Source organism: Methanomicrobium antiquum (assembly GCF_029633915.1).
Lineage (GTDB): Archaea > Halobacteriota > Methanomicrobia > Methanomicrobiales > Methanomicrobiaceae > Methanomicrobium > Methanomicrobium antiquum.
This window is the reverse complement of record NZ_CP091092.1, coordinates 775,298-801,538: the sequence shown is the minus strand read 5'-3', so window position 1 is coordinate 801,538 and position 26,241 is coordinate 775,298. Positions and strand designations below refer to the sequence as shown.

Annotated in this window: 29 protein-coding genes and 1 tRNA gene; 15 read left to right on the top strand and 15 right to left on the bottom strand. The window is 35.7% G+C overall.

All coding sequences use genetic code 11. The features are described from left to right. Nucleotides 1-245 precede the first annotated feature (245 nt). On the top strand, nt 246-1,601 hold the full coding sequence (gene glmM / locus L1994_RS03935; protein WP_278100384.1) for a phosphoglucosamine mutase: 1,356 nt from the start codon (nt 246-248) through the stop codon (nt 1,599-1,601). A gap of 89 nt (nt 1,602-1,690) precedes the next feature. Here the strand turns inward: glmM and L1994_RS03930 are convergent, their stop codons facing one another. Next, nucleotides 1,691-2,542, bottom strand: a complete 852-nt coding sequence (locus tag L1994_RS03930) for a DNA-3-methyladenine glycosylase family protein (RefSeq protein ID WP_278100383.1) — start codon at nt 2,540-2,542, stop codon at nt 1,691-1,693. Nucleotides 2,543-3,139: 597 nt separating this feature from the next. On the opposite strand from L1994_RS03930, the gene cbiM reads away from it, so the two are divergent. The 4 genes from cbiM to cbiQ are packed head-to-tail and all read left to right on the top strand — an operon-like array spanning nt 3,140 to nt 5,796. Continuing rightward, nucleotides 3,140-3,784 (top strand): cobalt transporter CbiM, encoded by a 645-nt coding sequence (gene cbiM / locus L1994_RS03925; RefSeq protein ID WP_278100382.1) that lies wholly within the window; start codon nt 3,140-3,142, stop codon nt 3,782-3,784. Further along, on the top strand, nt 3,781-4,119 hold the full coding sequence (locus L1994_RS03920) for a PDGLE domain-containing protein (RefSeq protein ID WP_278100381.1): 339 nt from the start codon (nt 3,781-3,783) through the stop codon (nt 4,117-4,119). The genes cbiM and L1994_RS03920 overlap by 4 nt, the downstream gene beginning before the upstream one ends. A gap of 20 nt (nt 4,120-4,139) precedes the next feature. Beyond that, a complete protein-coding gene (locus tag L1994_RS03915) occupies nt 4,140-4,976 on the top strand; it encodes an ATP-binding cassette domain-containing protein (RefSeq protein WP_278100380.1) in 837 nt (278 codons plus the stop codon). Beyond that, nucleotides 4,969-5,796 carry a cobalt ECF transporter T component CbiQ gene (cbiQ, locus tag L1994_RS03910; RefSeq protein ID WP_278100379.1) on the top strand — a complete coding sequence of 276 codons (828 nt, stop codon included), beginning with the start codon at nt 4,969-4,971 and terminating at the stop codon, nt 5,794-5,796. The genes L1994_RS03915 and cbiQ overlap by 8 nt, the downstream gene beginning before the upstream one ends. Before the next feature lie 220 nt (nt 5,797-6,016). Here cbiQ and L1994_RS03905 read toward each other — a convergent pair whose 3' ends face one another. Genes L1994_RS03905 through L1994_RS03895 form a run of 3 tightly spaced genes read right to left on the bottom strand, consistent with a single transcriptional unit; the run spans nt 6,017 to nt 7,292 of the window. Then, a complete protein-coding gene (locus tag L1994_RS03905) occupies nt 6,017-6,559 on the bottom strand; it encodes a manganese efflux pump MntP (protein WP_278100378.1) in 543 nt (180 codons plus the stop codon). Further along, complete coding sequence (locus L1994_RS03900) at nt 6,556-6,837, bottom strand: DUF1894 domain-containing protein (protein WP_278100377.1); 282 nt, start codon at nt 6,835-6,837, stop codon at nt 6,556-6,558. Before L1994_RS03900 ends, L1994_RS03905 begins: the two co-directional genes overlap by 4 nt. Then, on the bottom strand, nt 6,825-7,292 hold the full coding sequence (locus L1994_RS03895; RefSeq protein ID WP_278100376.1) for a DUF1890 domain-containing protein: 468 nt from the start codon (nt 7,290-7,292) through the stop codon (nt 6,825-6,827). The genes L1994_RS03900 and L1994_RS03895 overlap by 13 nt, the downstream gene beginning before the upstream one ends. 349 nt (nt 7,293-7,641) lie before the next feature. Here L1994_RS03895 and L1994_RS03890 point away from each other — a divergent pair, with 349 nt between their 5' ends. Continuing rightward, nucleotides 7,642-8,067, top strand: coding sequence for a GNAT family N-acetyltransferase (locus L1994_RS03890; RefSeq protein ID WP_278100375.1), 426 nt, complete (start codon nt 7,642-7,644; stop codon nt 8,065-8,067). A gap of 6 nt (nt 8,068-8,073) precedes the next feature. Next, on the top strand, nt 8,074-8,979 hold the full coding sequence (locus tag L1994_RS03885) for a DUF2156 domain-containing protein (protein WP_278100374.1): 906 nt from the start codon (nt 8,074-8,076) through the stop codon (nt 8,977-8,979). Nucleotides 8,980-9,050: 71 nt separating this feature from the next. Here L1994_RS03885 and L1994_RS03880 read toward each other — a convergent pair whose 3' ends face one another. The 4 genes from L1994_RS03880 to L1994_RS03865 all read right to left on the bottom strand — a co-directional run bounded on the left by L1994_RS03880 (nt 9,051) and on the right by L1994_RS03865 (nt 13,502). Next, nucleotides 9,051-10,211 carry an aconitase X catalytic domain-containing protein gene (locus L1994_RS03880; RefSeq protein ID WP_278100373.1) on the bottom strand — a complete coding sequence of 387 codons (1,161 nt, stop codon included), beginning with the start codon at nt 10,209-10,211 and terminating at the stop codon, nt 9,051-9,053. 2 nt (nt 10,212-10,213) lie between these two features. Continuing rightward, nucleotides 10,214-11,458: a UbiD family decarboxylase gene (locus tag L1994_RS03875; RefSeq protein ID WP_278100372.1), complete on the bottom strand. Its 1,245-nt coding sequence runs from the start codon at nt 11,456-11,458 to the stop codon at nt 10,214-10,216. Continuing rightward, complete coding sequence (locus L1994_RS03870; RefSeq protein ID WP_278100371.1) at nt 11,458-12,003, bottom strand: UbiX family flavin prenyltransferase; 546 nt, start codon at nt 12,001-12,003, stop codon at nt 11,458-11,460. Before L1994_RS03870 ends, L1994_RS03875 begins: the two co-directional genes overlap by 1 nt. A gap of 293 nt (nt 12,004-12,296) precedes the next feature. Then, complete coding sequence (locus L1994_RS03865) at nt 12,297-13,502, bottom strand: HD domain-containing protein (RefSeq protein WP_278100370.1); 1,206 nt, start codon at nt 13,500-13,502, stop codon at nt 12,297-12,299. 367 nt (nt 13,503-13,869) lie between these two features. Here L1994_RS03865 and cofD point away from each other — a divergent pair, with 367 nt between their 5' ends. The 5 genes from cofD to L1994_RS03840 all read left to right on the top strand — a co-directional run bounded on the left by cofD (nt 13,870) and on the right by L1994_RS03840 (nt 17,336). After that, a complete protein-coding gene (gene cofD, locus L1994_RS03860) occupies nt 13,870-14,778 on the top strand; it encodes a 2-phospho-L-lactate transferase (RefSeq protein WP_278100369.1) in 909 nt (302 codons plus the stop codon). A 38-nt stretch (nt 14,779-14,816) separates the two neighbouring features. Then, complete coding sequence (locus tag L1994_RS03855; RefSeq protein ID WP_278100368.1) at nt 14,817-15,770, top strand: DUF7544 domain-containing protein; 954 nt, start codon at nt 14,817-14,819, stop codon at nt 15,768-15,770. 354 nt (nt 15,771-16,124) lie between these two features. Then, nucleotides 16,125-16,916, top strand: coding sequence for a cell division ATPase MinD (gene minD, locus L1994_RS03850; RefSeq protein ID WP_278100367.1), 792 nt, complete (start codon nt 16,125-16,127; stop codon nt 16,914-16,916). 2 nt (nt 16,917-16,918) lie between these two features. Continuing rightward, nucleotides 16,919-17,125, top strand: a complete 207-nt coding sequence (locus L1994_RS03845) for a hypothetical protein (protein WP_278100366.1) — start codon at nt 16,919-16,921, stop codon at nt 17,123-17,125. 136 nt (nt 17,126-17,261) lie between these two features. Further along, nucleotides 17,262-17,336 (top strand) — tRNA-Pro (locus L1994_RS03840). Between the two features lie 463 nt (nt 17,337-17,799). Here L1994_RS03840 and hisH read toward each other — a convergent pair. Together hisH and L1994_RS03830 are read right to left on the bottom strand one after the other, a co-directional pair. Then, nucleotides 17,800-18,402 carry an imidazole glycerol phosphate synthase subunit HisH gene (gene hisH, locus L1994_RS03835; protein ID WP_278100365.1) on the bottom strand — a complete coding sequence of 201 codons (603 nt, stop codon included), beginning with the start codon at nt 18,400-18,402 and terminating at the stop codon, nt 17,800-17,802. After that, complete coding sequence (locus tag L1994_RS03830; protein ID WP_278100364.1) at nt 18,380-19,786, bottom strand: phosphoadenosine phosphosulfate reductase domain-containing protein; 1,407 nt, start codon at nt 19,784-19,786, stop codon at nt 18,380-18,382. The genes hisH and L1994_RS03830 overlap by 23 nt, the downstream gene beginning before the upstream one ends. A gap of 258 nt (nt 19,787-20,044) precedes the next feature. On the opposite strand from L1994_RS03830, the gene L1994_RS03825 reads away from it, so the two are divergent. Beyond that, a complete protein-coding gene (locus L1994_RS03825) occupies nt 20,045-20,695 on the top strand; it encodes a YczE/YyaS/YitT family protein (protein WP_479686800.1) in 651 nt (216 codons plus the stop codon). A 28-nt stretch (nt 20,696-20,723) separates the two neighbouring features. On the opposite strand, the gene L1994_RS03820 is transcribed toward L1994_RS03825, so the two are convergent. Both L1994_RS03820 and L1994_RS03815 read right to left on the bottom strand, forming a co-directional pair. Further along, the gene (locus tag L1994_RS03820) at nt 20,724-21,023 is read right to left on the bottom strand and encodes a hypothetical protein (RefSeq protein ID WP_278100362.1); all 300 of its coding nucleotides are present in this window, start codon (nt 21,021-21,023) and stop codon (nt 20,724-20,726) included. Between the two features lie 127 nt (nt 21,024-21,150). Next, nucleotides 21,151-21,390 carry a hypothetical protein gene (locus L1994_RS03815; protein ID WP_278100361.1) on the bottom strand — a complete coding sequence of 80 codons (240 nt, stop codon included), beginning with the start codon at nt 21,388-21,390 and terminating at the stop codon, nt 21,151-21,153. 36 nt (nt 21,391-21,426) lie between these two features. Here L1994_RS03815 and L1994_RS03810 point away from each other — a divergent pair, with 36 nt between their 5' ends. After that, nucleotides 21,427-22,539, top strand: coding sequence for a hypothetical protein (locus L1994_RS03810; RefSeq protein ID WP_278100360.1), 1,113 nt, complete (start codon nt 21,427-21,429; stop codon nt 22,537-22,539). 101 nt (nt 22,540-22,640) lie between these two features. Then, on the top strand, nt 22,641-23,153 hold the full coding sequence (locus L1994_RS03805; protein WP_278100359.1) for a GNAT family N-acetyltransferase: 513 nt from the start codon (nt 22,641-22,643) through the stop codon (nt 23,151-23,153). 39 nt (nt 23,154-23,192) lie between these two features. Here the strand turns inward: L1994_RS03805 and L1994_RS03800 are convergent, their stop codons facing one another. From L1994_RS03800 to L1994_RS03790, 3 genes are all read right to left on the bottom strand, one after another. Further along, nucleotides 23,193-24,041, bottom strand: a complete 849-nt coding sequence (locus L1994_RS03800; RefSeq protein ID WP_278100358.1) for a MerR family transcriptional regulator — start codon at nt 24,039-24,041, stop codon at nt 23,193-23,195. A 159-nt stretch (nt 24,042-24,200) separates the two neighbouring features. Further along, nucleotides 24,201-24,953, bottom strand: coding sequence for a sugar phosphate nucleotidyltransferase (locus L1994_RS03795; protein ID WP_278100357.1), 753 nt, complete (start codon nt 24,951-24,953; stop codon nt 24,201-24,203). After that, nucleotides 24,944-26,218 carry a UDP-glucose dehydrogenase family protein gene (locus L1994_RS03790; protein WP_278100356.1) on the bottom strand — a complete coding sequence of 425 codons (1,275 nt, stop codon included), beginning with the start codon at nt 26,216-26,218 and terminating at the stop codon, nt 24,944-24,946. Before L1994_RS03790 ends, L1994_RS03795 begins: the two co-directional genes overlap by 10 nt. Nucleotides 26,219-26,241: the final 23 nt, after the last annotated feature.

Below are 26,241 nucleotides of genomic sequence, written 5' to 3'. Positions count from 1 at the left end.
TTTCCCATTTTTGTTCAGTATTCTTATTTTTGATTTCATTTTTTTTGTTCTTTTCCTTTTTCCTTTTCCCTGCCTTATTTTGTTTTCTTAATTTTCATATAAACTCTATAATGCAATATCTAAGATACAGTAAAAGAACTCGAGCACTTAACCTGCCACATTATCAACAAACAAAAGAACATCAGGAACAAATAAAATATCTTCATTGAAACCAAATTACTTTCAAACAGAAAATTGGTGTATTAATGTCTGAAAAACAATTAAAAAAACAGCTTTTTGGTACAAACGGTGTTCGCGGAGTTATTGGAGAATCCATGAATCCGCAACTCGTCTTAAAAATTGGTCTTTCTCTTGGGGCAATGAGACAGGGGACTGTCGCTGTCGGGATGGATACAAGGACATCAGGCCCTGCTCTCATTAATGCCTTAAAATCAGGACTCATCTCTGCCGGATGTAATGTTGTAGACGTAGGCATACTTCCAACACCTGCTCTTCAGTATCTTGTAAAAAAACACTTTGACGCCGGCGCAATGATTACAGCATCACATAATCCTCCTGAATACAACGGTGTGAAATTAATTGATACAGACGGAACAGAGATGGATGATGAGCAGACAATAATGCTTGAAAATATTCTCTTTTCAGAATCATTTAAAGTACAGGAATGGTCAAATGCCGGAACAGAAACTCAGTCTCATGGCATGATCAATGAATATATAGACGAAGTTGCCGCACAATATCCCTCTTTAATTTCTGATATGACAATATCCGCCGACCCCGGAAGCGGTCCTGCCTGCCTTACAACCCCTTTAATTCTCTCAAAACTCGGATGTAAAGTCCACACTATAAACGGCCGCTGTGACGGGACTTTTCCGGGCAGACTTCCGGAACCTTCAGTTGAAGGATTGAAGGGTTTATCAGAACTTGTTATATCAACAAACTCTGCATTTGGTGTTGCACATGACGGAGATGCGGACAGGGCTGTATTTGTCGATGATAATGGGGAATATCTGGAAGAAAATGATGAATTTGCTTTGATGCAGAGATATTTCTGCAAAGATTCTGTAAACGGAGTTGTAGTAACTCCTGTAAGCACATCACGTATTGTAGAAGATATTGCAAAAGAGACAAACTGCAGAGTGGTTTATACAAAGGTTGGAAGCATTTATGTTGCACGTAAAATGCTGGAACTAAAAGCAAAAGGTGAAAATGTCTTATTCGGAGGAGAGGGAAACGGAGGATTGATCTTTCCAAATTTCCAGCATTGCCGTGACGGAGGTATGTCTGCGGCCGCAATGGTTGCACTTTTGACATCTGAAGGAAAAAAACTCTCTGAATTGAGAAAAGAACTTCCAAAAAGACATATGCTTAGAGATAAGGTATTCACTGAAAATCCGGAAGGTGTCTTAAAAAAGATAAAATCTGTCTTTTCAAATGAAATGGTTGATGAAACAGACGGAATCAGAATCAACAGAGATGATTCCTGGGCACTCTTAAGACCTTCCGGAACAGAACCTTTTATGAGACTGTTTGTTGAAGCAAATGACAAAGAAAAAGCAGAAAAATTTTGCAATGAAATAAAAAATTCAATTTCATTTTAAATCATATAATTTTTAAAATATCAAATTCTGTCGCAGAATTTTTAGATTTAAGTTAAATCTAAAAAGATAGTTTTTTCTGATTTTTTTTATTAATCCTGTGAGCAAAAAATATATTCCAGGGCATATCCTCGGTATTCGCCGAAATTTCGTTTAGCAACCTCTTTTATTGTATCATCAAACTTATCATCCTTTGGAGTTCCAAGATTTACATTTTTTAAGTAATTGGCTGCAAATATTTTTCTTATATGTGCATCAACAGGAAATGCTTCGTATTTTTTAAATGCAAAAAGAAGTATCCACTCGGCAACCCTGTGTTTGATGCCCTTAAAATCCGTAAGAATACCAACAGCTGCTTCATAATCCGCCGAATAAATTTCATTTTCCCACAATGGGTTTTCAACGACTTTTCTTGAGGCCATCAGGATATTATCAGCAAAGTAACTGATGTTGCAGGATTTAAGCGCAGGAAGGCCTGCCTCTAAAATCTCCTGAGGTCTTGGAAAAGAAAAGAATTTTTTTCCTTCAAATTCAATTTCTTTTCCAAGTTTTGAAGAGACTCTTGTTATCCTGTCACTTGATGATTTTGTACGAATTTTATTTACAGTCATCTGAAAAACCAGACATTCCCATGCATCCTGATTTACCAGTCTAAGCCCGTAATTTTTTTCAATTGCCTCTTTTCCGTAATTATCACCTTTAAGTCTTGTATAGACATTTTCTAAATTTAAATCAAGACAAAAATAATCATATATGAATTCAGCGTCTGCTCCAGTAAAATGCAATTCATTTTCTTCCTGCCGTATTTTAACAACAGATTCCCTTATTATCCCATACCACCAGCCATTATCAAAAAACCATCGGGGAGCCTGCCCACAGGATAATGTTTTATCAAGACTGAATGGCTGATTAGAATCCAGCTCAATTACATCGAACTTTGCCATTAAGAGATCATTTGTTTTCAATATTCAAAAAACATATTACCTAAAATTTGCCACATCCATCAAATATATTGTATTGTGCAAGAATTAAATTTGACAGTTCCAGGAATTTTTGAAAATATTTCCAAAATTAACTTCATTCTGAGCTTAAATTCTAAATGACTCTGGCATTAAAAAAATAAAACTGATGTTTTGCATACAAATATGTCCCAACTGTAAAATTCTATAATGATTATTTTTGATATTTATTGGGTAATAATGCACTTCGAAAGATTAACTGGCAAAGACAGGATATTACACAAAAAAAAGTTTTCACAGAAAATTACGTTCTCATTCACATGAAAAAATAAAAAAATATTCCAAGAGTGTTTTTATGAAAAATATCCGCCTAATATTTTTTTTCTTTTACTTTTTCAATTATGGAGTAATTGTTAGGATTTTTCGGTAACTTTTCTAATAAATTTGATGAATTAATAATTATTTCACTTGATTTTTTAAAAACTTGTCAAATATACAAATTTAATCTAAAATGATTTTTTGAACATCACAATTAGTAACACTTATATTCATAAATATCACACCATAAAATGTTGATGGATTATGCACATACCTGATGCTTTTATTCCGCTACCACAGGCAGCGGTATACTGGATTATTGCGATAATATTTGTCGCACTTGCTCTAAAATGGGCAAGAACTGAGCTGAATGAAGAAAAAATGCCATTAATAGCAGTACTTGCGGCAGGCATCTTTGCCATTCAGGCATTCAATCTGCCAGTCGGAATGGGCACTTCCGGACATCTTGTCGGAGGTGCACTTGCAGCTATAGTATTAGGTTCACCTTATGCGGCAGTATTCATACTTTCAATAGTTCTTATAATTCAGGGAGTAATATTCGGTGATGGTGGAATTACAACAATGGGCGCCAATATCATAAATATGGGAGTCATTGGTGGATTTGTTGGTTATTACTCATTTAAAGGGATTAAAGCAGCAATTGGAAACTGTTACGCATCTGCCGGAATTGCAGCATGGATGGCATGTTTAATCCCGGCGCTTGCATGCGCTATTGAGATGTTCATTGCAGGTACTTTCCCTCTGGTCCCGGGTATTATTGCAATGGGTACATACCATGCATTAATAGGAATAATTGAAGGAAGTATCACAGCCGGCGCTATATACCTCATTCATACCACAAGACCAGATCTTATGGAAGCTGAAACAGCAGGAGGGGTTGCCGCATGATTGACAATAAAACATTTATGATAGCAGGAATTATTCTTGCAATTGTTATTGGAGTTTTGGCAGTTTTCCTGGCGTCGGGTGACCCGGACGGTCTTGAAAGCACAGCCTTTGTAGTACAGGGCGAAAAAACACTAACAGGTGCTTCTCCTGAAGACGGGGATGCAGAGGCAATAGGCTCAGGAACATTTGAGTATGAATCCCCGCTTCCTGACTATTCAATGGAAGGCGCAGGGAAAATAGGTGATATAATTGCACTTATCATTGGTGTCCTCATTACATTCGCACTTGTTCTTGGGGCAACCTGGGCACTCACATCAAAAGCCTCAAAATCTTAAAAAACCAACTTTTTTATATTATGCACCTGATTGAAACACGAAACCTCACACATACCTATAATAAAAATATAGATGCATTGAAAAATGTAAACTTTATTGCAGGCAGAAAACAGCGTATAGCAATAATTGGTGCAAACGGTGCGGGAAAAAGTACTCTTTTTAAACATTTTAATGGCATCCTTAAACCCACTTCAGGAGAAATATTAATCAGAGGAGAGCCGATAACAAAATCAAACATCAAAGAAATCAGAAAATTAGTAGGAATTGTATTTCAAAACTCTGATGATCAGGTTTTTTCTCCAACAGTAGAACAAGATATTGCATTTGGACCGACAAATCTGGGTCTGGATGAACATACTATTGAACACAGGGTCAATGAAGTCCTAAGAATTCTGGATATAGAGGATTTACGAAACAGACCACCGCACCACCTGAGCGGAGGTGAGAAAAAAAGGGTTGCAATTGCAGGTGTTCTTGCAATGGAACCTCAGATACTGATTCTGGATGAACCAACAGCAGGACTTGATCCAAGAGGTGTTGCAGACCTTACACAGTTTGTAAACCGTCTTCCTGAAGAATATGGAATGACTGTTATTTTCTCCACTCACCATATAGACATTGTTTCAGAGATTGCAGATTATATTTATGTCATGGATAAAGGGCAGATTGTCGCACAGGGAAGTATGGAAGAAATTTTTACACAGCAGGAGTTACTATCTGATTTAAGGCTGGATATCCCGGTTCTTCCAAAGTTAATAAAAAACCTTCAAATGCATGGAATTGATATAAAAATGGCTTATAATTACGAAAGCTCAGAAAAATCCTTTTTAAAAGCATTTGGTAAAAAATATGATTGAAGAGCTGTATTCTATAGAACGCCAGGCGATGGGAAACAGCTATATTCACAATATGGATGCCCGGATAAAAATAATAATTGTATTTTCTGTAATAATTGCAATGGTAGCATATCCATATTCCAAAGATATAATTATTCCAGGGATTTTTTTCTATTTTTTCTTTTTAACACTGTGGATATTATCAAAATTAAGTTTTTTCTCATATCTGAAAAGAATTCTTATGATTCTTCCATTTGGGATATTCATAATTATTTTTCAGATTTTTTTTAAAAACCGTTATTATGATATATTCACACCGATAATAGATCTTCCCCTCGACATTCATATTTATTTGGAATCGGTTGAATTTGCTTTAATTTTACTTGTAAAGTTCATAGTCTGTATATCTTTCATAGTACTTTTATCTTCAACAACTACTATGCAGGACATGCTAACAGGTGCAAGAAGACTCGGACTTCCTTCTGAGTTTGCTTTAATTACAGGTCTTATGATAAGGTACCTCTTTGTATTTGCAGACATTTTTGAAAAAGTAAAAAACTCATTTGATACAAGATGTTTTAATTCATTTAATAGATCGCTTCCATATAGTTATCGTCTAAGGACTCTTGCATATACAGTTGGAACAATATTTATCAGATCATACGAACAGGGTGAACGTACCTATACAAGTATGCTATGCAGAGGGTATAGTAAAGACTCTTTTCTTCATGTTGGAAAAAAGAAATTAAAACCGGGAGAAATCAAATTCTTATCTTTTTCTCTGATGCTTGTAATAGTAATACCAATAGTTTCTTATCTTTTCTCAGGATCCGTCATATGAAATTTTTATGTTCAATATAAGACCAATTCTGTTCTTAAAGATCTTTCTGAAATTAATTTTTTATTCACTTTATTTTAAAAATCATATTTGATTTTAATCATAAATGACATGCTAGATATATGTTATGAGATACTTTTTTACTTTTAAATGAATTTCCGTTGCAATCCTGAAAAAAATGCACAACATAAAATAGCATGAATTTAATGAAGTTTCAGGGATATTATAGGCTATTTTCAAGAACTATTTTAACCCCAATTAATATCAGAATAATCCCGCCTATGAAAGTCGCATATCTTCCTGTCGAACTTTGGAGTTTATCACCAAGATATACTCCAAAAAATGAGATAACAAATGTAAATATGCCAATAATAAATGCAGGGAATAATACAGATTCATTTAAAAATGCAAATGAAAGACCAACTGCCAAAGCATCAATACTTGTTGCGATTCCAAGAAGCAAAAGAACATAGGGATTTTGGATATCTATTAATTTTTCATCACTCTCCTCAATCATTTTAATTCCAATTATGAAGAGAAGAAAAAAAGCTATCCAGTGAGCATAATCCAGAATAAATCCAGTAAAATTAATCCCTAAAACCCACCCCAATACCGGCATGAAGCCCTGAAAAAATCCAAAAACAAGACCAATTACGACAGCCGCTCTAAATTTGCCTTTAATCTTTGTTGTTCCGGATGACACAGAAACTGCAAATGAATCCATTGCAAGTCCTGCCGCTATGGCAAAAACAGAGATTAAATTCATTTTTTAATCTGATTTTTTCTAATTTTTACTGATTCCTCTTCACTTGAAACTTTTACCAGAAAGGTTCCATGACAAGGCTTTGTATATGGAAATATAACTATGTCATCATCAAGAGCAATTGTTACAGGAGGTACACCTATTATATGCACATCAAATATTTTGTAACCGGGAGAGACTGTATAGACTTCCTTGTAATTTTTCTTAAGATATTCTCTGCACTCGGAAAAACTTACGTTTCTCAAAATTACCTCATACGGAAGCTTATCTAGGCATCCCATTTTATCACCTTGTTTATTTCATTTATCAGAGGTTTTGGATTGTGAGTTGCCGGCACAGATATCTTTTCGCATTCAAATGTAATCTGAGTAGACAGTTCATCGGCATCACTTCCAAAAATAACAGGATATAAAACAGATTTCATTATGGAATCCATTGTTGCGGCATATGATACACCTGCATCATTGTGAATGAAAACAAAGCATAAAGGATATTTCTCTCCTTTTTCTATTATTGCATCGATTATAAAATCCAAATCCTTTATCTCGTCTATATAATGTCCGTCAAAATCAGCATATTTGATAAGCAGTCTGGCGGCAGGGGTTCCTGCAACAACGGTCTTTATACCGGCTTTTTTTAGCTTTGCGGCAATATACAAAACAGATGTCGTCTGAACAGGAACCTGAGGACATCCAAGAACCAATAGCGCTGAGCCTGAATTGTTTAAAATTTCCATACTATCACTGAACCTTCAAAGATACAATACAATATATTTTCTATAATAGTTATTGATGACCTTTAAAAGGCCATCAGAATTTACCTGTTACATGTAATTATTCATATAATATCAGTGATTAAAAGGACATTATGAATTAAAATTCAGAAAATTTCAAACAAATATTGAACAAATGATAAGAAAGGGAATGAAAAAAGATAATAATTAAAAATAAGACTTAATCTCTAAGTTATTAATTAAAAACGTCCATGAAATTATATTTCATACACGGTCTCATGTAAGTTACGAAGTGACTTTCATGTAAATTCAAAGATAATCATATTTAATCAGGAAATGCAGGCTGGAAATAATGAATTTAAAATATGTAGATTTTGAGATAACAATTGTTAATAAATGGGATAAAACAGAGATTGTTGAACTCTACAGGGATGGCAACTGGTGGGATGAATCCTGGAATCCTGAAGAAATTGGAAGTTTAATTAAGGGGAGCTTTATATTTGCAGTGGCTGTAGATAAATCAACAAATTCGGCAATAGGTATGGGAAGAATAATATCTGACGGAGTCTCAGACGGATACATACAGGACCTTGTTGTCAAAAAAGATTACAGAAAACTTGGAATTGGGAAATGTATCCTGAACACTCTTGTTAAAGAGGCTCAATCAAAAGGACTTACATGGATAGGATTAATAGCTGAGCCTGAAACGTCCGGATTTTATAAATCTGAAGGTTTTTTTGTTATGGAGAATTATATCCCTATGATATACAGGAAATGAAACAGCATGCTTGATATAAGTGATTTTAAACCGGTAACACTGGATGACAGAAATTTTTTTAAATCCTTTTATGAAAGATTTCCAATACAGCACAGCGACAACACCTTTACAAATATGGTGTGTTGGAATGACTATGCACAATATGAATACTATACCAATAATGACGCACTGGTTATTTCAAGTACAATAGAAAATAAAACCTCTTTTCGAGGTCCTTTTGGAATTTATGATGATAATCTTTTAAAAGAGGTTCTAAAACTTGCAAAAAAAACAAATCACCCGCTTGCATATCAGATATTTGACGAAGAAACAAAAGCCCGAATCCTCGCTTTATATCCGGATATTAATCTTTCATCAGATAGGGATTACTATGATTACGTTTATAAAACAGATATTTTATCAAAACTCCCCGGAAAAAAATTTCTAAATATCAGAAAACACATAAACAGCTTTAAAAAGAGATGCAATTATACAACCGAACCTATGACCTCAGAATCCGTTCAGGATGTCATTGATTTTTTTTTTAAATGGTGTGAATGGAAAGAGTGCAAAAAAAACCCTATTATGAATTATGAAAAAAATGCAACCATTTATTCAGTAAAACATTTTGAACAGCTTGGCCTTTGTGGATTGCTTTTAAAAAACGAAAACGAAATAAGTGCTATTTCAATATATGAAGAATTAAACAAAGATACAATAGTAATTCATTATGAAAAAGGCCTGCCTGACTGTGAAGGAAATTATAAGGTTATTAACAATGAGGTTGCCAGACTTGTTTCAGGCAAATATGATTACATAAACAGAGAATCAGATCTTGGGATTGATGGCTTAAGAATTGCAAAAATGCGTTATTATCCGGAATTCTTTGCAAAAGTATACAATATTGATGCAAACGATATTCCGGAGATTTAATTTTGGGATAGCTTACTTTAAATATTATTTTTTAATTTTGAATTTATAAATTTTTAATTTTTCATATTTTTTTAACTTGTTGCGGCTAAAACACACTCTTCAAGTGTTCCTATTCTTACATTGCATCCACACATATTTGGAACATATGCGAATGCTTTTCCTGAATCAACCATTACTGTGTCAAATACATCCATCGCCGGAGATACTACAATGCAGGTGTCTTCAACAACCTTTGCACCACTCTTTTCGATTTTACTGACATATCCCATGTTTGAATCCTTCACTCCCTTAGCTACAAAGACAAAGAAGGTTTTCGTAGTTTTTTTGCCTTCAAGAAGAGATGCAAGACGGGATAACTCATCAGGTGAACAGTGCGGACATCCAACTGCAACAGCATCAACATCAGACTTCTCAAAAAGACTTTCAATTTCGGACTGTTCAATAACAACCTTCTCAACAGGTTCTGTTTTAAATGTAGGAAGCTTTGTTTCAGGAGTGATGCCCTTTACATGGTATAGTGCAACAGCTCCGGATGCCGCCATAGCTGCACCAAGGGCTTTTAGCTGATCTCTTGACGGACGGATGTTTGTCAAAAAGGGAATTTTATTTCCTGCTATTTTTCCTGCAAGATAACCTATTGCGCCATAATGCCCGCTGTGAACACCACTGCCGGATTCAACCTCAATTGTAATTTCAGGCATTCTGTTTTTGAAGAGATGAAGACCATAATTGGGTGTTTTACCAATCATTGCGGCCGCAAGTGCAGAAGGGCCTCCCTCTCTATTGGTTCTTGCTCCAATCACTGAATTGGCATATGATACAGCAGATGACTCTGACCATGCCAGATGATCTCCATAATTTGTAATATTAAGATAATATGGAGTGCATGTACACTCCATTTTTATTCCAAGACGCTTGTAGGCTTTTATTACCTTATTCTGGTTTTCTGCAAACTCTGTTGATATTCCAATATCCCTCCAGCTTTCACGCGGCATTCCGATTGGATTTAAAATTGAAGGAACAGCAACACGTGCATCAAGGTTATTTAGCCATTCAAGCCCCCATTCTCCTATAGTCTTATAGGATGCACCACTAATCTGTGCACTTGTTATGGGTACAAGATTTTCTGCATTGAATACTTTTCCAAGTGCAAGAAGAATTTCCATCATCTTCTGCCTTGTCTCTCCATATTCACCATTTAAAATACTTTCATCTTCACTATCAAGATACATTGTCAGTCATCCCATTCTGCTCTTATAAATTCGTCTTCTTTTCCCATTACCATAGTTGCATCCACACCAACCTTAACATTCATTCCATCACCAATACGACAGGGATCAAGCGAAGAGCCTCTTACACCTTTTATAACCATTATATCTTCATCTCCCCTGACACGCGTTGCAATAGCATATTCCACATCCTCCATATTGTAGATATCAATATCTTCATCAACAACTACTACATGTTTTAATGATGTATGGGCGGCAAAAGCGGCCATTATAGCATTCTTTGCATCCCCCTGAGTGTTTTTTCTAATCTGTACGACACCATGAAGATATCCGCATCCTCCTGTTGTAAGAGATACATTTCTAACCGTTGTTACTCCTGATACATAGCGATAAATTTTGGGTTCATATGGCATTCCCATTAATAGCTTATGTTCATTTCCTCCGGGCAATATTCCATGATATATCGGGTCATCTTTAATGTGCATTCCTGTAATCTCAATTACAGGACCCTGTCTTACCGGATCATATGTTCCTGTTATATCTACAAAAGGACCTTCAGTAGCTTTTTCTCCTGTGATATATCCTTCAAGAACAATTTCTGCATCAGGAACTTTTACACCATTGGGACATTCGAAAACTGATATTTCCCCTCCCATGAGCTCAGCGGCAAAAGGCATCTCCTTTCCTTCAGGCACTCTTGTACATGAAGCAAATGTAACAAGAGGGTGTGTTCCTATTGTAATTGCAACAGGAAGCTTTTCATTATTCGAAAGGGCACTTTTTAAGAGATTATGAGTGTGCCTTCCTTCCACAAGCCTTGCCGCAAGATGATTTTTGTCAAGAACAAGCATCCTGTGTATTGATGCATTTGAAATGTTGCCGTACTCTGAAAAAACTATTGCTGATGTTAAGTATCGACCGGCATCCTTTGGATAATGCTTCATTATCGGAAGAGACAAAAGATCAGGCTGAATCATGTACAGTTTGCCTCTGTTTACAACATTTCCATTGTATTCAGCTTTGGACAGGTTTTTTACTATATCTTCTTCCGGGTACCCAAGTGCAATGGAAAGTGACTTTCTAATAGAAGTTACATTCATCACACTCTTTTTATCACCATCAAGTTTGTGGAAAAAAACCAGTTTATTAGTCTTTGATGCAATCTTTGGAGCCTGGTATACAGAAGATACTTCTTCGTATATATCATCAACAAGACCTGCATCTCTCATTTTTTTTATGAATTCACGCATCAGTCACAACTCCATCTTTTCCCGATATCATGTTCTTCTCCAAGATTGTCAAGCGCTCTTGCAACAACCATATCAACAAGATCTGCAATTGTTTCAGGTCTGTTATAAAAACCCGGACTCATTACCATAATAGTTGCACCTGCTTCATTTAAAGAGAGCATATTTTTAAGATGGATTCTTGAAAGTGGCATTTCTCTGGGCATTAGAATGCATTTTCTTCCCTCTTTTAAACAGACATCAGCCGCACGTGTTATAAGATTATCTGAAAAGCCGGAATTTATAGCAGAAAGCGTTTTCATACTGCATGGAATTACAACCATGCCGTCATATCTGAATGAACCGCTTGCAACTCCGGCAAACATATCATCCTCATCGACATATACTGCATCAAACCCATCAAGATTTACCATTTCATACTCAGCTATTTTTTTGGCAATCTTTGTGATAATCACATACACTTCTGCCTGCTTTGACAAAACTTCAAGGAGTCTTTGGGCATATATTATTCCACTTGCACCAGTTACTGCAACAACATATTTTTTCATTTTTTATATCACCGGTAATTAAAAAATCAATAATAATTAATTTTTTAGGGCACTTTTTTACCTATTTTTTTACTTTTTAATTTATTTGCTTTTTAATTTATTTGCTTTTTAAATTTTTTTTACAAATCAGGAAGTTACGTATTTTCTATGAGGGTCTAAATCCCGGAAAGACTTAATCAGTGGTTTTTGTGTGATGGCGATTTTTTTGTGATGAAAAGCGCTTATCATTCATTTCTTACATACAAATAATATTCAAATCATGTAAACCATATTATGGATTATTAAACAGTGTATTATATTATTAGTTTGTCCTGTTTTGTAACTTTTTCAATATTAAGAACTTCATAAGCTGTCTGTTCTACAATTTTTCTGTTTTCAGGAGTTGTATATATGCCCATTCTCCACTGGCTCTTTCTTGTCTCATTCAGTGTTGACATAAGAGGTGAAAGTTCTTCTAATGACAGCAATAAATTATGGTTTTTAACCGAAACTTCAATAGACATTGGAGAGGGAATTGAAGGAATGTCTACAAGCACCTCAGAATCGTCTATACCAGCGGCTTCGCACACGGTTTTTGCAACACTTCTCTCATCCTTTAGAGAAATCATCTTCAGAAGTGAAGAAAATCTTACCTGATCCATTCCAACAAACAACGCTCTTTTGTAAAGTTTTCTCAAATGAAGATCTTTAATTATCTTTCTTGCATTATCTGAGGGCGATTTGGATATCTCATTGTAAAACTGTCCGTCATCCATCAGTAAAAGTTCAGCAGTTTTTTCAAAGCCTGATTCCTTCAAATGTTCATGGGCCGCAAATTTAATCATGGATTCAGCAATTCTGCTGACATGATGAAAATATACCGCCGGACGCATGAGTGTTCTTGCAATAAGTAATGATTCAGCGGCATTTATCCCGTTTTCCTTCAATACAAGTCCTTTATCGGTGAGATTTGTACTGCGAATCAGGCGGTGTGCATCAACAGTGCCGTATGGGACACCTGTGTAGTGGGCATCCCTCAACAGGTAATCCATTCTGTCTACATCCAAATCACCATGGATTATTCCTGCAAGAGGATGTTTTCCATTGACCATTTCACATACATCTTCAGGATTTAAGTTAAGAGCCAAAAGTTCATCTGCAAGAGGACCCTTTAATACTAAATACTCAATATCCTGATGATTTTTCCCAAGATACTGTTGCATCAGCGGTTCAGTTGCATGAGAGTACGGCCCATGACCTGTGTCATGCAAAAGAGCAGATACAGTAACCAGCAAAACATCCTGACTGCTTAATCCAAGATTCAGACTCATAAGTCTTGCAAGATGCATCGCACCAAGCGAGTGCTCAAAACGAGTGTGGTTTGCTCCCGGATATACAAGATTTGAAAATCCAAGCTGTTTTATGTACCTTAACCGCTGAACTGCCGGTGAATCCAGAAGAGGAAGTATTTTTTCATCCACTTCCACATAACCGTGAACAGGATCCTGTATTATTTTCATTGGTCTGATTCCCTGCAATCTCCGGATAAAAAAATATGAAAGTTAAGAAAAATCACTTCCCTTGTTTGTGTATCTGATTCCAATAAAAATTCTGCTGATTTTAATTTCTCACATACAGTTTCAGGAACAATTTTCTATTCAAAATTCTATTATACGGATTTCTTAATCATTAATGATTCAGCTATAAAGAATAAAAAAACTATTCATATAATAATATAAGAAAAAATAATACACGAAAAAAATTTAACCCAGGTTTTTCCATTTTTTATTTTCATCTGATTTTTTACAACACCTTTTACTGATTTTTCTTATCCATTGGCTTTCATTTTAGCTTATTATATCTACAATAAACTGCATATGATTTTTAATGAAAATTACATTCCTTTCCGGCGGGACTGGAACTCCTAAACTAATCAGAGGATTTAGGAAAATAATACCTGACGAAGATATCTCTGTTATAGTAAATACTGCAGAAGATATGTGGATTTACGGAAGCCATCTTTCTCCGGATATTGACACATTGCTATACCTTTTTTCCGGACTTTTGAATACTGAAACATGGTGGGGTATTAAAGGAGACACTACGATTACTAATGATTTTTTAAAAGATATTGGTGAGGATATCTATCTCACCCTTGGAGATAAAGACAGGGCTGTTAATATAGCACGTGCAAGGATGCTAAAAGAGGGATTTACACTCACTAAAGCTACTAAAAATCTTTCTTTAAAACTTGGCGTATCGGCAAATATTCTGCCGATGACCGACACAGAAGTTACAACGAATGTTCTTACAAAGAATGGTCTTATACATTTTCAGGAATACTGGGTCAGACACAGAGGAAATGTTTCAATAAAAGATGTTGTAAGAACTTTTAATATAAAACCATCAGCAACCAAAGAGTGTCTTAATGCAATAGAAAATGCAGATGTTGTCATTCTGGGGCCATCCAATCCTGTAACAAGTATATCTCCTATTCTTGAATGTGAAGGAATAAAAGAAGCTTTGAATGAAAAAATTGTTGTTTCAGTAAGTCCTTTTATAAGCAAAAATCCCATAAGCGGCCCTGCGAAAGAATTAATGGAGGCCTGGAATATAGAGCCGTCATCAAAGGGCACATATTCACTTTACCGTGAATTCACTGATATCTTTATACAGGATATCAGAGATGAGGAAATAATTAACGGTGCATTGAAATTTGACACTCTTATGGTAAATGAAGAAGTGAGCACACAGCTTGCAGGAAATATTTTAGATGAGGTCAGGGAATTTATCTGACCTCCATATTTATATCCTACTTCTAATCAGGTATAATTATGTCTGACTATTATGCATTCAGTAGCATTGATCCGGCAATAGAGAGGACAAAAAGACTTCTGTGGCCTTTTAATAAAGGCATATGGTTGAGAATTGCTTTAATATCTTTGTTTATCGGCGGATTTACTTCATTCAATCCTTTCCAGTTCACTTCAGGAACGGATTCGACTGAAATGCCTTCTTCTTTTGCAGGTTCGGATCTTTTTATGGATCAACTGCCTGTTATTTTGGGAGTGGTTGCTGTAATTATCATACTTGCTTTGATTTTCGGATACATATCATGTGTTTTTCAATACCTGTTTGTTGAGTGTCTTTCAAAGAATGAATTTGCTATTCGAAAATATTTTAAAACTAATACTAAAAGAGGCGCAAGACTTTTTGGTTTTGAACTTGTTATTGGAGGATTATTGATTGCAGTCATCATGATCGCAGTATTTATGATGATTATGGGTTTTGCCTCAGTATCTATCGACTCTATGCAAAAAGTGGGATTTTTTATCTCTATTTTCCTTTTGGTTCTTTTATTAAGTATTCCAATAGGCATTATAATGCTCTTTACAGTAGATTTTGTCGTTCCAATAATGATTAAGGAAAACTGCAAACTGATTGAAGGATGGAAAAAGTGCTGGGGAGTTATAAAAACAGACTGGAGTCAGACAATAATTTATCTTATTATGAGAATTATAATTGGAATTGTTGTTTTCATTCTAATGTTTATTGCAATTATGATTGCCGCACTTGTTCTGGCAATTCCCTTTTTTATTGTCGGATTAATTGCAGTTGGATTAAATCCTGGCAGCTTTGCTATTGCATTTATTATTCTGCTGATATTATTCATTCTGTGCATGATTCCAATATCTCTTTTGATAAGTGTTCCTTTTATTACATTTGGCAGATATTATTCCTTAAATGTTTTAGGATTGTTGGATAACAATTATACAATGCTTGAATAATTTCCCATATAACACATTTTTCTATAAAAACATCCATGAAATTATATTTCATGAAATTATCATCTCATGTATGGTTTCATGTAAGTTACGAAGTAACTTTCATGTGAAAATTCATACAATATTCAAATAACTCTTTTTTGATGTAACTTTTTCATGTAAATCAAAAACTTCATTTTTTCAATTACTTTTAAAAGTTAAAATGGAAATATTATTACAATATTTTTAAAAATTAGAAATAATTGCAACAAAAAAGGTATATCAGATTAGAGTATTAGTTATTCTGACTAATGTTCGAACAATATAAATAATCAGGAATTTGATTACGAATAGTATAAATTAATTTTTAAGATCATTATGGTTGTTACATATACAATTGCTTCTGGGAAAGGCGGTACCGGAAAAACTACATTATCAGTAAATCTTGGTACAATGCTGGCTCATTATGGAAAAGAGACATACATTATGGACACTGATATGGGCATGGCAAATATTGGAATAGTCCTTGGTCTTGAAAATGTTCCTGTAACTCTGCATGAAGTTCTGGCAGGAAAGGCCTCAATATCAGAAGCCATTTATGAAGGCCCATTCGGCGTTAAGGTAATACCAAGCGGAATTTCACTTCAGGGCTTTCAGAATGCTGATCCTGAACACCTGCATGATGTGATGAAAGAGATTATTCAGCAATGTGATATTCTTATATTAGACGCTCCTGCAGGAATCAGCAGAGATGGTGTTATACCCCTTGCAATTGCTGATGAAGTTATTTTAGTTGTAAACCCTGAAATTTCATCTATGGTAGACGCTCTTAAAACAAAAATTTTAACGGAACTGGTGGGTGGTAAAATAAAAGGAGCAATTTTAAACAGAGCAACGCTTGAAAAAACTGATATTAGCATCCATAAGATAGAGGAAGTTTTAGGAGTGAAAGTAATAGGCATTATTCCGGATGACCCAAATGTCAGAAGAGCTTCCGCTTATAAAACACCGGTGGTTGTTAAATACCCAAATTCACCTGCGGCAGTTGAAATCAAAAAAATAGCAGCAGAAATTGCAGGAGTGGATGTTAAGGAAAAGGAGTTAAACAAGGATTCAAATGAAAAATTCCTTGATCGCCTTACAAGCTCTATAATTAAAAGGAGGAAGTAAAAATGTTTCATTTTGGTGCAGAATTTTTTATAATAGTATTATTTGGTCTGGTTATTATTTTCCTGTTGTTTCTTCTTTATTTGATGCAAAGAAGAGTAAGTCAGCTTCTTGATGAAGTAGATGATCTCAACAGTACAATGAATATTACCTGTTCGGAACTTTCAGAACTGACAAAAAATGTTGAGGAATTTAAAAAAATAAAAATCTAATTTAACAGAATAATTTACACAGCAATGTAATGATTTAAACAATAACATTATGTAAAATAATTGTTTCATGAATTTTTCAGGTTTAAAAGAGAAATTAAATAAACAAGTGTTTCAAATATACTATGGTATTTTTATCGGGGCCATAGGGTAGCCTGGACCATCCTAGGAGGCTGGGGGTCTTCTGACCCGCGTTCAAATCGCGGTGGCCCCATTATTCTTTAAAGTAACTAATTATCTTACAAGATAATTAAAAAACGCTTGATTTTCATTTTTACAATTATAATTCTCTCAGTTTCACCTGTAGAAATCACAATTGATTTTACATATTAAATAATTATAATTATCAAATATTATCAAATATTCTTATATTATTTTAAAGCGAATAATAATTTGGTGATGTTTTTATGACAGTTTACCATTGCTATAACGCATACGACAGTTTTTTAGAAACACTAAATCGTCTATATCTGAACGACTGAATAGAAAAGATAATACTAACAACATTATTACCTCTACCATAAAAAAAATAAAATCATATTTCTTTCAAATTTTTTTTGTTAAAATCTTTTGAGTTACATATTTTCGTTTTATTATGCAGTAATTTTTCTTGAAACCTTTGTTTCAAAATCCCTGTTTACAAAAAATTGTGCTGATAAATCGGTAAATCTATAAATCTATAAAAGATTTATGAAATTCTCAAGAATTTTAAGTCCGGTTGTGCCGCTTTTTTCCGGATGAAACTGTGTTCCATATGCGTTTTTGTTTCTGATGGATGAGGCAAAAGGACAAATATAGTCTGTTTTTGTAAGTGTGTATTGCGGTTTTGTATCTGCATAATAGGAATGGACAAAATAAACATAACTTTGATTCTCAATTCCCTCAAAAAGCGGACTTTTTTGGGTTATTTCAATATTATTCCATCCCATATGAGGAATCTTAAAGGAATCATTTACCGGAAAATGCCTGACTGCGCCAGGAACAAGCTTTAAACCTTCATGTACTCCATATTCTTCTCCAACATCCAAAAGCATCTGCATACCAAGGCAGATTCCAAGAACAGGTCTGTCTTTTACATACTCATAAAGTGCAGACTTCATCTTCTCAAGCTTTTCCATACCTTCTGAAAACGCACCAACTCCCGGAAGCACTACCCCGTCAGCGGATGCCATTACATCAAGATCTGATGATATTTGCGCCTCTGCACCTGCCTTCTCAAGACCTTTTTTTACGCTTCTTAGATTTCCAAGCCCGTAATCAAGAATAATTACTCGTGTCATCCTCTCCGCCTCTTTTCCTCCACTCAGCATTCTTTATCCATTCTTCAGAGAGATTGTTTTTCTCCGCCCAGATTTGTAGTTTTTTCTCCCATATTTCCCAGAGATCAGGATATTCTGCTTTTATAATTTCAAATGAGGCAAGATCACTTGACGGGCACATAAAGCATCCGATTCTGTCAATTCTTTGCTCATACAAAACATTATAAGGAGCATTTTCCTTAAAAAGATATAAAAACACATGAAGCGCAGTCCAGTGCTGGATTGGCGCAGCTGAAAGCTGAACCTGAACTTTAAAATTTCTCCACACACGCGGGCTTTTCATTCTTGCAAGAGATTCATATTTTCTCTGTCCTATAAATGAGAGGCACTCACCCCATTTTTCAGTTATAATCTCCTTTACAGGCATAAGCTTACATACACTACAGCACCATCTCACATCAACGGCCGGAGGCCCTTCAACCTCAAAAGTCTCCCAGAATTTTTCTCCTGCACCTGTTTTTATAATCTCAAGCCCGTACTTTTCTACAACATCTTCGATATTTTTGTATGTTTCCGGAAATTCAAGTCCGGTATCAGAGAATAATACCGGCACTTTTCCAATTGCCTTTAAAACTATAAGCAGAGTTGCAAGGCTGTCTTTTCCACCGGAGTATGAAACATTGCAGAGAAGATCAGGATTTTTGCTGACAACCGACTTTACAAATCCGACAGCCTCTGTCTCCACATTTTCAAGTATTATACGATTTGCTTCTATTGCCTTTTCCCATGAAGCCTCTCCCGGTATGCATATATCGGGCTTTGTCTTTCTTGTCCTGACAATAGAGCCTCTTTCCATTAATTTTGCATCAGATGCATTCTCACGTGCACGCCCAACGGCGATGCACTCACCCGCCTTTGAAAGAATAAATACTTCATCGTCTTTTAAAACGCTTTCTTCTATATCAACCAGTCCTGGTGCAAGAACACTTGAACCGGTCTTAATTGAATCAATTGCGCCATCATCTGCAACAACAAATTTTCTTTTAGGAATTGCATATTTAGAGGCATGAACGCGGGGCAATAGCTCCCATCTTTTCTCAGATGGGATATACCTGTATGCGCAGATAACTGCGCCTCCCATCACAACCTCTTCCATCCTGTCAACATCAGGTATTTTATTTAAAATTACAATATGCCCTTTTGGAATAAGCTTTTTTCCAAACTGATTCTCATAAAGGCTGTTTATATGATCGATATCAGCTTTAAATGCAGGTCGTATGTCTCCAGGAGGTGTGAGCAGAACAGCTCTGGTCTTAGAACCACATGAGCATTTTTTACCAAGTACAGGAGTGTGACATTCATCACACCAGTTTAAAACAAGTTTTCCCAAAAAAGCCTTTGACATTTGTTTAATATTATCTGGCATAATCGGATAAATATTTGTGTAATCAAACCCGTCTTTGTCAAAACATTCATGAAACTAATTTTTCATAAACTGTTATCATGAAAATCAGAGTTGCTTTTCGTGGTAAATCCAAAAATCTGAAACCAGAACAAAAAATATACAGAAAAAATATACGAGACAAAAAGATAATGAAAGAGTTAAAAAAATAAAAAAAACAGAGTGTTTGTATGCATTAAACTCAAATGATATATCCGGATTATGAGAAGACAACAGGTGCTGAGATGGATTTTAATGACAGCCGGTCTGTATATTATGACATTTGGGGTTGCACTCTCAACAAAAGCCGAACTCGGCACATCTCCGATATCCTGCATCCCTTACGTTTTAAGTCTGGCTCTTCCGCTGACAATCGGAGGATGGACTTTTTTGATGAATCTTCTTTTTGTAATTATTCAGTACCTGCTTTTAAGAAGTGATTTTTCAGTTTACAAGTGGCTTGAAATACTGGTCATCTTTGTATTCAGCCTTTTTACCGATATCAACATGTTCTTTGTCTCATTTATTCCTATATCAGGATACCTGATGCAGTGGATATTTTGTATTCTAAGCTTTTTTGCAATTGCATTAGGTCTTGCAATGGTTTTAAAGGCGAATGTTTTAATGATGGCGGTTGATTCACTTGTTCTTGTAATATCAGGCATCTTTCGGATTGAATTTGGAAAAGTCAAAATCGTGACTGACAGCTCAATGGTAATACTGGCAGTCATACTCTCATTTGCCCTGATGGGCAATCTCTTTGGTGTAAGAGAAGGAACAATTGCCGCGGCACTCTCAATAGGCTTTCTTGTCCGTCATATAAGAAAACTTCCGGGATTTAAAGACAACCCGGCAGAAAAAAAATCTATATGAACTAAATCACTATGAACTGTTACTGCCATCAGAATCGTATGTAAATCAAATATAATCCCATAATAATAATAACCATGAGCAGAACTTCAAGGGCAGTTTTTTCTTTTGAATCCAAAAGATTTTCGTCTTCTTCTTTTGTATTGTAGGATAAAGCCTCTTCGAACTCATCAGATAAATCATTGTCATGCTCAACAACAAGTGCACCCTGATAGCCACAGCTTTTGCACCTGTAAATATTTCCTGCATATCCTCCTACGACAGTAAATATCTCAGGAGAATCACACACAGGACAATGAAGGCTTTTTGATTTGAATTTTTTCCTGCTCATAATAATCCGGCTCTGTTTTAATATATGCCTCAGTTTTAATAATATTTTAATTCAACAGGAAGATAGGCGTTTATCTACACCACAGGAATCTGATTTACGCTTTTTTTACCGCACAAATCAGTCTGTCTTAACCTGCGATTACACTTTCGCTTATAAAATCTGCAAACTCAGTAACCTCAGGTTCAATAAAAATAAGACCAACAATATCTCTGTAAAATTCCCGGGTGATGCTTAGCAGTTGTACGCAGTTCTGCCGGGATGCTAAAGTGTATTGCGAAACATAAACACCTGCACCATAAACACCTGAACTGTCATCTACTTTAGGATTTATCCAGGCTCTGGAAGAGTGTTTGTCTCTGACAATCATATTTATTGTAGAACTAATAAAATAAAGTGATATCAAATGCCGGCAAAAATTTCACTCCTTTTATTAAGCGCAATTTTAATTCTGCTCTTTGTTCTTTCAGCCGGATGCACAGGAGAATTTCTGCCTGCAAAAACTGACAGGTTTCCTCATGTCGGGACTTCCTCTGTAACAGGAGATTATAATTATATCACTCATTCCTTTAATTTTGAGAACAGAAAGATTAACCTTACAGTTCCGATCGATATGGGAATTTATTCTGCCGCATATAACTCAGATAAGTCTGCATACTTAAACCCCGAAAAATTATCTTCAAACGAATGGTATGATGAATATTACAGTTCATTTATGATTTCTCCTGCAATGGATATGGTTTACATTCCAATTCTTGAAGAATTTCAAAAAATAAAGCAGAAGATGTCTCTTGATTCTGACAGGTATGCAGAACTTATTTTTGCCTATGCACAGTCAATTCCCTACAGGACTGACGATACAAGAAAACAGCCGAAATTTCCAGTTGAAACCATTTATGAAAACTCAGGTGACTGCGATGACAAAAGTATTCTTGCGGCGGCACTTCTTGCAAAAGAAGGGTATGATGTCGCACTTTTTGAATTTGAGGCAGAAGAGCATATGGCTGTAGGTATAAAATCTGATATCTGCACATACAAAAACACAGGGTATGCATACGCTGAAGTAACAGGCTACAGTTACATCGGCTGGCCTGAAATTAAGACTGATGATAATGCTTCTATAAAATCAGACCCGTATATTATTTCGGCAGGAAAAGGCACAATTGCGTATCAAAGTTGCGGGGATGTTTTATTCATCTATCAAAAGATGAATGAAGCGCTAAAATTTACATATGATACTGAAAAGCAGATAATTGAGGATAAGGCCGAGGCTGAAAGAATGGCAGATCAAATCTCCGCATTCAAAGAAAAGATGAAAATTCTTAAAGACAGCGGGAATATCGCTGAATACAACCGCAATGTATCTTCCTACAACAGTATGATATCTGAATACAACAAAAAATCATCTTCTCTTGAAGCGCTCGTAAACCAATACAATAATTTTGTAAACATTTACAATTACATAGCAGAGCACAGATACGACAGAAAAGGAGTATATGAATATCTGGCTGATTCATAAATTCAAAATAAGATATTTAAATAGTGTATTTTTTTCATGCACTGTTTAACAAAATCAGATAATGCTAAATGAAAAAATTGCAAAAAAAATTAGGAGCCGATATGAATTTTAAACCACTAAAAACAGCCAGGCTTACATTAATTCCGGCGGATTTAAGCATGCTTGAATATGAAATAAACAGAAATAATTTTCCAAAAAGCCTTTTTGGAATCACTGTTCCAAAAAACTGGCCGCATGAATCTGTAAGCCGGGGGGTGTCTGAAATTTTTTTAACCCTATTTAGGGAAAATAAACTTTACAACTATTACTGGATTTTAAATGAAGAGTCAAAAAAAGATATTCTAATTGGAAGCGGCGGATTTATTGTACAGGATGACGGCACTTTAGAGCTTGGATATTCAGTCTTAAAGCAGTTTGAGGATAATGGCTTTGCATCAGAGGCAGTTAGTGCAATAATAAAAAACGTCAATGGTTTTAAAAATAACATCCGGATTACTGCAAAAACAAAAAAGAAGAACATCGCATCAGTAAGGGTTCTAGAAAAGAGCGGATTCTCCCTCTTTGGATTTGACAGTGAAACCGACCTTTTGATTTACTCTTTAGTTACAAATTAAAAGTTACAAAATAAAAAAATACTGATTATTCTTCTTTAATCAGAATTTTTTGACAGGTATCTGGACTTCTGTTAAAAGATCCTTTGAGTCTGTCTCAGAAGGGTCGTTAAGATATATTTGTCTGTCAGGGCCAAAAGACTCAAGATTATTTTCTGCAATGAATTTAAACGCATTTCCAAATGCAGCAGAAAATCCCTCGTGCTCATAAGGCCCTTTGTAGATTACTGATACAACAGTGCATGCAGGAATTGTCCTCACAGAATATGCAGGATTGTCAGATACCACCTGTCCTCGGACAGGAATGGCCATCTCAATATCAGCATCATTTTCACGGTACTCCTCGTCATAGCATAGCGACATGCAGGGCCCTGTTATCCTGACACCTTTTTCCCGGTTTTCAGGGCTGTTTATAATCCTGATTAACTCCTCTGAAATTTCAGAGCATATCTGCTCATAAGTTCCGGTTCTGCGGGCTGAGAGTATCCTTAATGCAGGAGAATCCTTTACTACGGGTTTTGATACATTCATCTCAAATAACTCCATAAAATCTCTTTTTTGATTTAAAAGAGACTCAATTTTCTCAAGCCTGCCTATCTCTTCCATAGTCTCCCTGTGCTTTTTGGATATGAGAAGGCTTACCGTTTTGTCATCGCCATCTCCGACAGCCCTTAAAATTTCAGATATCTCCAAAAGCCCGAATCCGAGTTTTGAAAGAACTTTTATTTTTAGAGCATCCTCTATCTGGTCGATTGTGTAATAGCGGTACCCTGTAAATCTGTCTTTAAATCCGGGGACAAGGACACCCTTTTTATCATAGAGACGAAGAGCCTTCTGTGACAGATATGTCATGTGCGAAAAGCTTCCTATGGTCATTTTTCCGGCAGGCATATTACATCACCATATTCTATCCATTAAAATAAAATGGGTATTTCTCTCCCCCGGGTCATGGTTTTTTCGCGTTTGCAGATTGTTTTGAAAATTTTGATAATAAAAAAAATAATCTGAAAGGCTGATCTTTAATGAGAACCAAAATCCCTGATTGAAAAATTATTTTTTGCAATTTCCATTTTCATCATGGCTTAAGTACCATTCATTTGCCCTCATCAGATCACGCGGTGTCCCGACATCTATGTGTATTCCGTCAATTTTTTTGTAGAGAACATTTCTGCCCTGTTCAATCTGAAGTCTGATAGAATCAGTAAGCTGAATTTCACCTTTGTAACCGGGCTTTGTATCTTTTATTGCATCAAAAATGCCAGTGCTGAACACGTAGGCACCAAGTGCACCAAGACTGCTTTTTGCCTCCTCTTTTGGTGGTTTTTCAACCATATCCAAAACTCTGAAACCATCAGGAGTAATTATTCCATGCCGTGTTACATCCTCAACTTCAGCGACACCAACAGTCGTCTCCCCTTTCTTCTCAATGTGAAAATCAATCAGATCTTTTAGGAAAGTCTTGGGTGAAAAATAGTTATCCCCCAAAACAACAGTGAAATTTCCATCGATTACATGCTCGCCGGAAAGTACAGCATCGCCAAGACCTTTTCTTTCATCCTGGACAACATATGTGAAATCAACGCCAAACTTCTTCCCGGAGCCGAAATAATCAGAAAGGCCGTGTTTATGAGGGCTTGTAACAATAACAATCTCTTCTATTCCTGCAAGATGCATTGCGCAGACTACATGCTCAATTACAGCCTTGTCGCCGACAGGCAAAAGCTCCTTTGGAATTGCGTTTGTAAACGGACCAAGCCTTGTTCCGGAACCTGCGGCAGGAATCAGGCCCTGTTTTACCAGCATATGCCCTCCTTTTCATCAATTGTTAGAATGTGTCTTCCTTCGATTATTATTTTTGACTTCATTTGGTTAAACTCATCATTTAGTTTTGAAAATTCCGGCCACTCTGTCATAACAAGGCATCCTTCTGCATCTTTTAGGGCTTCTAACGCTGTTTTGCAGTAGTTTATTTCAGGATATATATTTTTCATATTGTCTGATGCCATAGGATCAAATGCAAAAACATCTGCTTCTTCCAAAATAAGTGCTTCAATTACAGGAATTGAGCGCGAATCTCGGATATCATCGGTATTATCCTTGAATGCAAGCCCTAAGACTGCAATTTTTTTATTTTTTAATGAACAAAGACGACTTTTTAAAATTTCAGTCATCTTTAGAGGCTGTGTTTTGTTCACATCAAGAACTGATTTAAGCAAAATTGGATTCTGATCTTTTTCTTCTGCCAAAGATACAAGCGCGGATACATCCTTTGGAAAACAACTTCCACCAAATCCTGCACCGGCATTTAAAAAATACGGTGAAATTCTGTGATCCATCCCGACTCCCTTCATCACCTCATATACATCTATAGAAAGACTTTTGCAGATGTTTCCAATCTCGTTTGAAAAGGATATCTTTGTCGCCAGAAATGCATTAGATGTATATTTTATCATCTCAGCGGCAGTTATTCCGGTGTGCAGGACATCTCCGTTTAATTTTTCATACATCTGTTCTATCACATCTCCTGCCCGTTTATCACTGCTTCCTATGACAATTCTGTCAGGGTGCATGAAATCCTCCACTGCGAGGCCCTCTCTTAAAAACTCAGGATTCATGGAAAAACCGACATCCTCATCATTTCTTCCTGAATATTCAAGAACTGTTGTTTTAACTATACCTTCAGTGGTTCCGGGAGGAACTGTGCTTTTAACAGCTACAACGTGGTATTTTTCACTTTTCTTTTTCAGCTCTTCTCCAATTGAGGCCGCGGCAGATTTGATATAATCAAGATTTGCAGACCCGTCTTTTTTTGGAGGTGTTCCGACACAAATCAATGATACGTCTGATTCTGACACATTTTCATACTTTGTTGATGCAGTGAGATTTTTGCCAACTGTTCGTTTTAAAATATCCAAAAGCCCCTTTTCATAAATCGGAGGCTTTTTTGAATTAATCATATCAACTTTGGCAGAGACTGTATCTATAATTGTAACATCATGTCCCAAATCTGCAAGGCATGCACCTGAAACAAGACCGACATATCCTCCACCGACTACGGTTATTTTCATTCTTTCCCCAAAATGCTGTAAAA

Excerpts from the sequence above, each read along its gene's own strand:
- L1994_RS03805 (WP_278100359.1), top strand. The coding sequence starts at position 22,641 with ATGAATTTTAAACCACTAAAAACAGCCAGGCTTACATTAATTCCGGCG.
- L1994_RS03915 (WP_278100380.1), top strand. The coding sequence starts at position 4,140 with ATGCACCTGATTGAAACACGAAACCTCACACATACCTATAATAAAAAT.
- L1994_RS03880 (WP_278100373.1), bottom strand. The coding sequence starts at position 10,211 with ATGTATCTTGATAGTGAAGATGAAAGTATTTTAAATGGTGAATATGGA.
- L1994_RS03875 (WP_278100372.1), bottom strand. The coding sequence starts at position 11,458 with ATGCGTGAATTCATAAAAAAAATGAGAGATGCAGGTCTTGTTGATGAT.
- L1994_RS03795 (WP_278100357.1), bottom strand. The coding sequence starts at position 24,953 with ATGCTGGTAAAACAGGGCCTGATTCCTGCCGCAGGTTCCGGAACAAGG.
- L1994_RS03905 (WP_278100378.1), bottom strand. The coding sequence starts at position 6,559 with ATGAATTTAATCTCTGTTTTTGCCATAGCGGCAGGACTTGCAATGGAT.
- L1994_RS03855 (WP_278100368.1), top strand. The coding sequence starts at position 14,817 with ATGTCTGACTATTATGCATTCAGTAGCATTGATCCGGCAATAGAGAGG.
- L1994_RS03820 (WP_278100362.1), bottom strand. The coding sequence starts at position 21,023 with ATGAGCAGGAAAAAATTCAAATCAAAAAGCCTTCATTGTCCTGTGTGT.
- L1994_RS03790 (WP_278100356.1), bottom strand. The coding sequence starts at position 26,218 with ATGAAAATAACCGTAGTCGGTGGAGGATATGTCGGTCTTGTTTCAGGT.
- L1994_RS03890 (WP_278100375.1), top strand. The coding sequence starts at position 7,642 with ATGAATTTAAAATATGTAGATTTTGAGATAACAATTGTTAATAAATGG.
- L1994_RS03930 (WP_278100383.1), bottom strand. The coding sequence starts at position 2,542 with ATGGCAAAGTTCGATGTAATTGAGCTGGATTCTAATCAGCCATTCAGT.
- cofD (WP_278100369.1), top strand. The coding sequence starts at position 13,870 with ATGAAAATTACATTCCTTTCCGGCGGGACTGGAACTCCTAAACTAATC.
- L1994_RS03870 (WP_278100371.1), bottom strand. The coding sequence starts at position 12,003 with ATGAAAAAATATGTTGTTGCAGTAACTGGTGCAAGTGGAATAATATAT.
- glmM (WP_278100384.1), top strand. The coding sequence starts at position 246 with ATGTCTGAAAAACAATTAAAAAAACAGCTTTTTGGTACAAACGGTGTT.
- L1994_RS03900 (WP_278100377.1), bottom strand. The coding sequence starts at position 6,837 with ATGGGATGCCTAGATAAGCTTCCGTATGAGGTAATTTTGAGAAACGTA.
- L1994_RS03810 (WP_278100360.1), top strand. The coding sequence starts at position 21,427 with ATGCCGGCAAAAATTTCACTCCTTTTATTAAGCGCAATTTTAATTCTG.
- L1994_RS03920 (WP_278100381.1), top strand. The coding sequence starts at position 3,781 with ATGATTGACAATAAAACATTTATGATAGCAGGAATTATTCTTGCAATT.
- hisH (WP_278100365.1), bottom strand. The coding sequence starts at position 18,402 with ATGACACGAGTAATTATTCTTGATTACGGGCTTGGAAATCTAAGAAGC.
- cbiQ (WP_278100379.1), top strand. The coding sequence starts at position 4,969 with ATGATTGAAGAGCTGTATTCTATAGAACGCCAGGCGATGGGAAACAGC.
- L1994_RS03885 (WP_278100374.1), top strand. The coding sequence starts at position 8,074 with ATGCTTGATATAAGTGATTTTAAACCGGTAACACTGGATGACAGAAAT.
- L1994_RS03830 (WP_278100364.1), bottom strand. The coding sequence starts at position 19,786 with ATGTCAAAGGCTTTTTTGGGAAAACTTGTTTTAAACTGGTGTGATGAA.
- L1994_RS03845 (WP_278100366.1), top strand. The coding sequence starts at position 16,919 with ATGTTTCATTTTGGTGCAGAATTTTTTATAATAGTATTATTTGGTCTG.
- L1994_RS03895 (WP_278100376.1), bottom strand. The coding sequence starts at position 7,292 with ATGGAAATTTTAAACAATTCAGGCTCAGCGCTATTGGTTCTTGGATGT.
- L1994_RS03800 (WP_278100358.1), bottom strand. The coding sequence starts at position 24,041 with ATGCCTGCCGGAAAAATGACCATAGGAAGCTTTTCGCACATGACATAT.
- L1994_RS03825 (WP_479686800.1), top strand. The coding sequence starts at position 20,045 with ATGAGAAGACAACAGGTGCTGAGATGGATTTTAATGACAGCCGGTCTG.
- minD (WP_278100367.1), top strand. The coding sequence starts at position 16,125 with ATGGTTGTTACATATACAATTGCTTCTGGGAAAGGCGGTACCGGAAAA.
- cbiM (WP_278100382.1), top strand. The coding sequence starts at position 3,140 with ATGCACATACCTGATGCTTTTATTCCGCTACCACAGGCAGCGGTATAC.
- L1994_RS03865 (WP_278100370.1), bottom strand. The coding sequence starts at position 13,502 with ATGAAAATAATACAGGATCCTGTTCACGGTTATGTGGAAGTGGATGAA.
- L1994_RS03815 (WP_278100361.1), bottom strand. The coding sequence starts at position 21,390 with ATGATTGTCAGAGACAAACACTCTTCCAGAGCCTGGATAAATCCTAAA.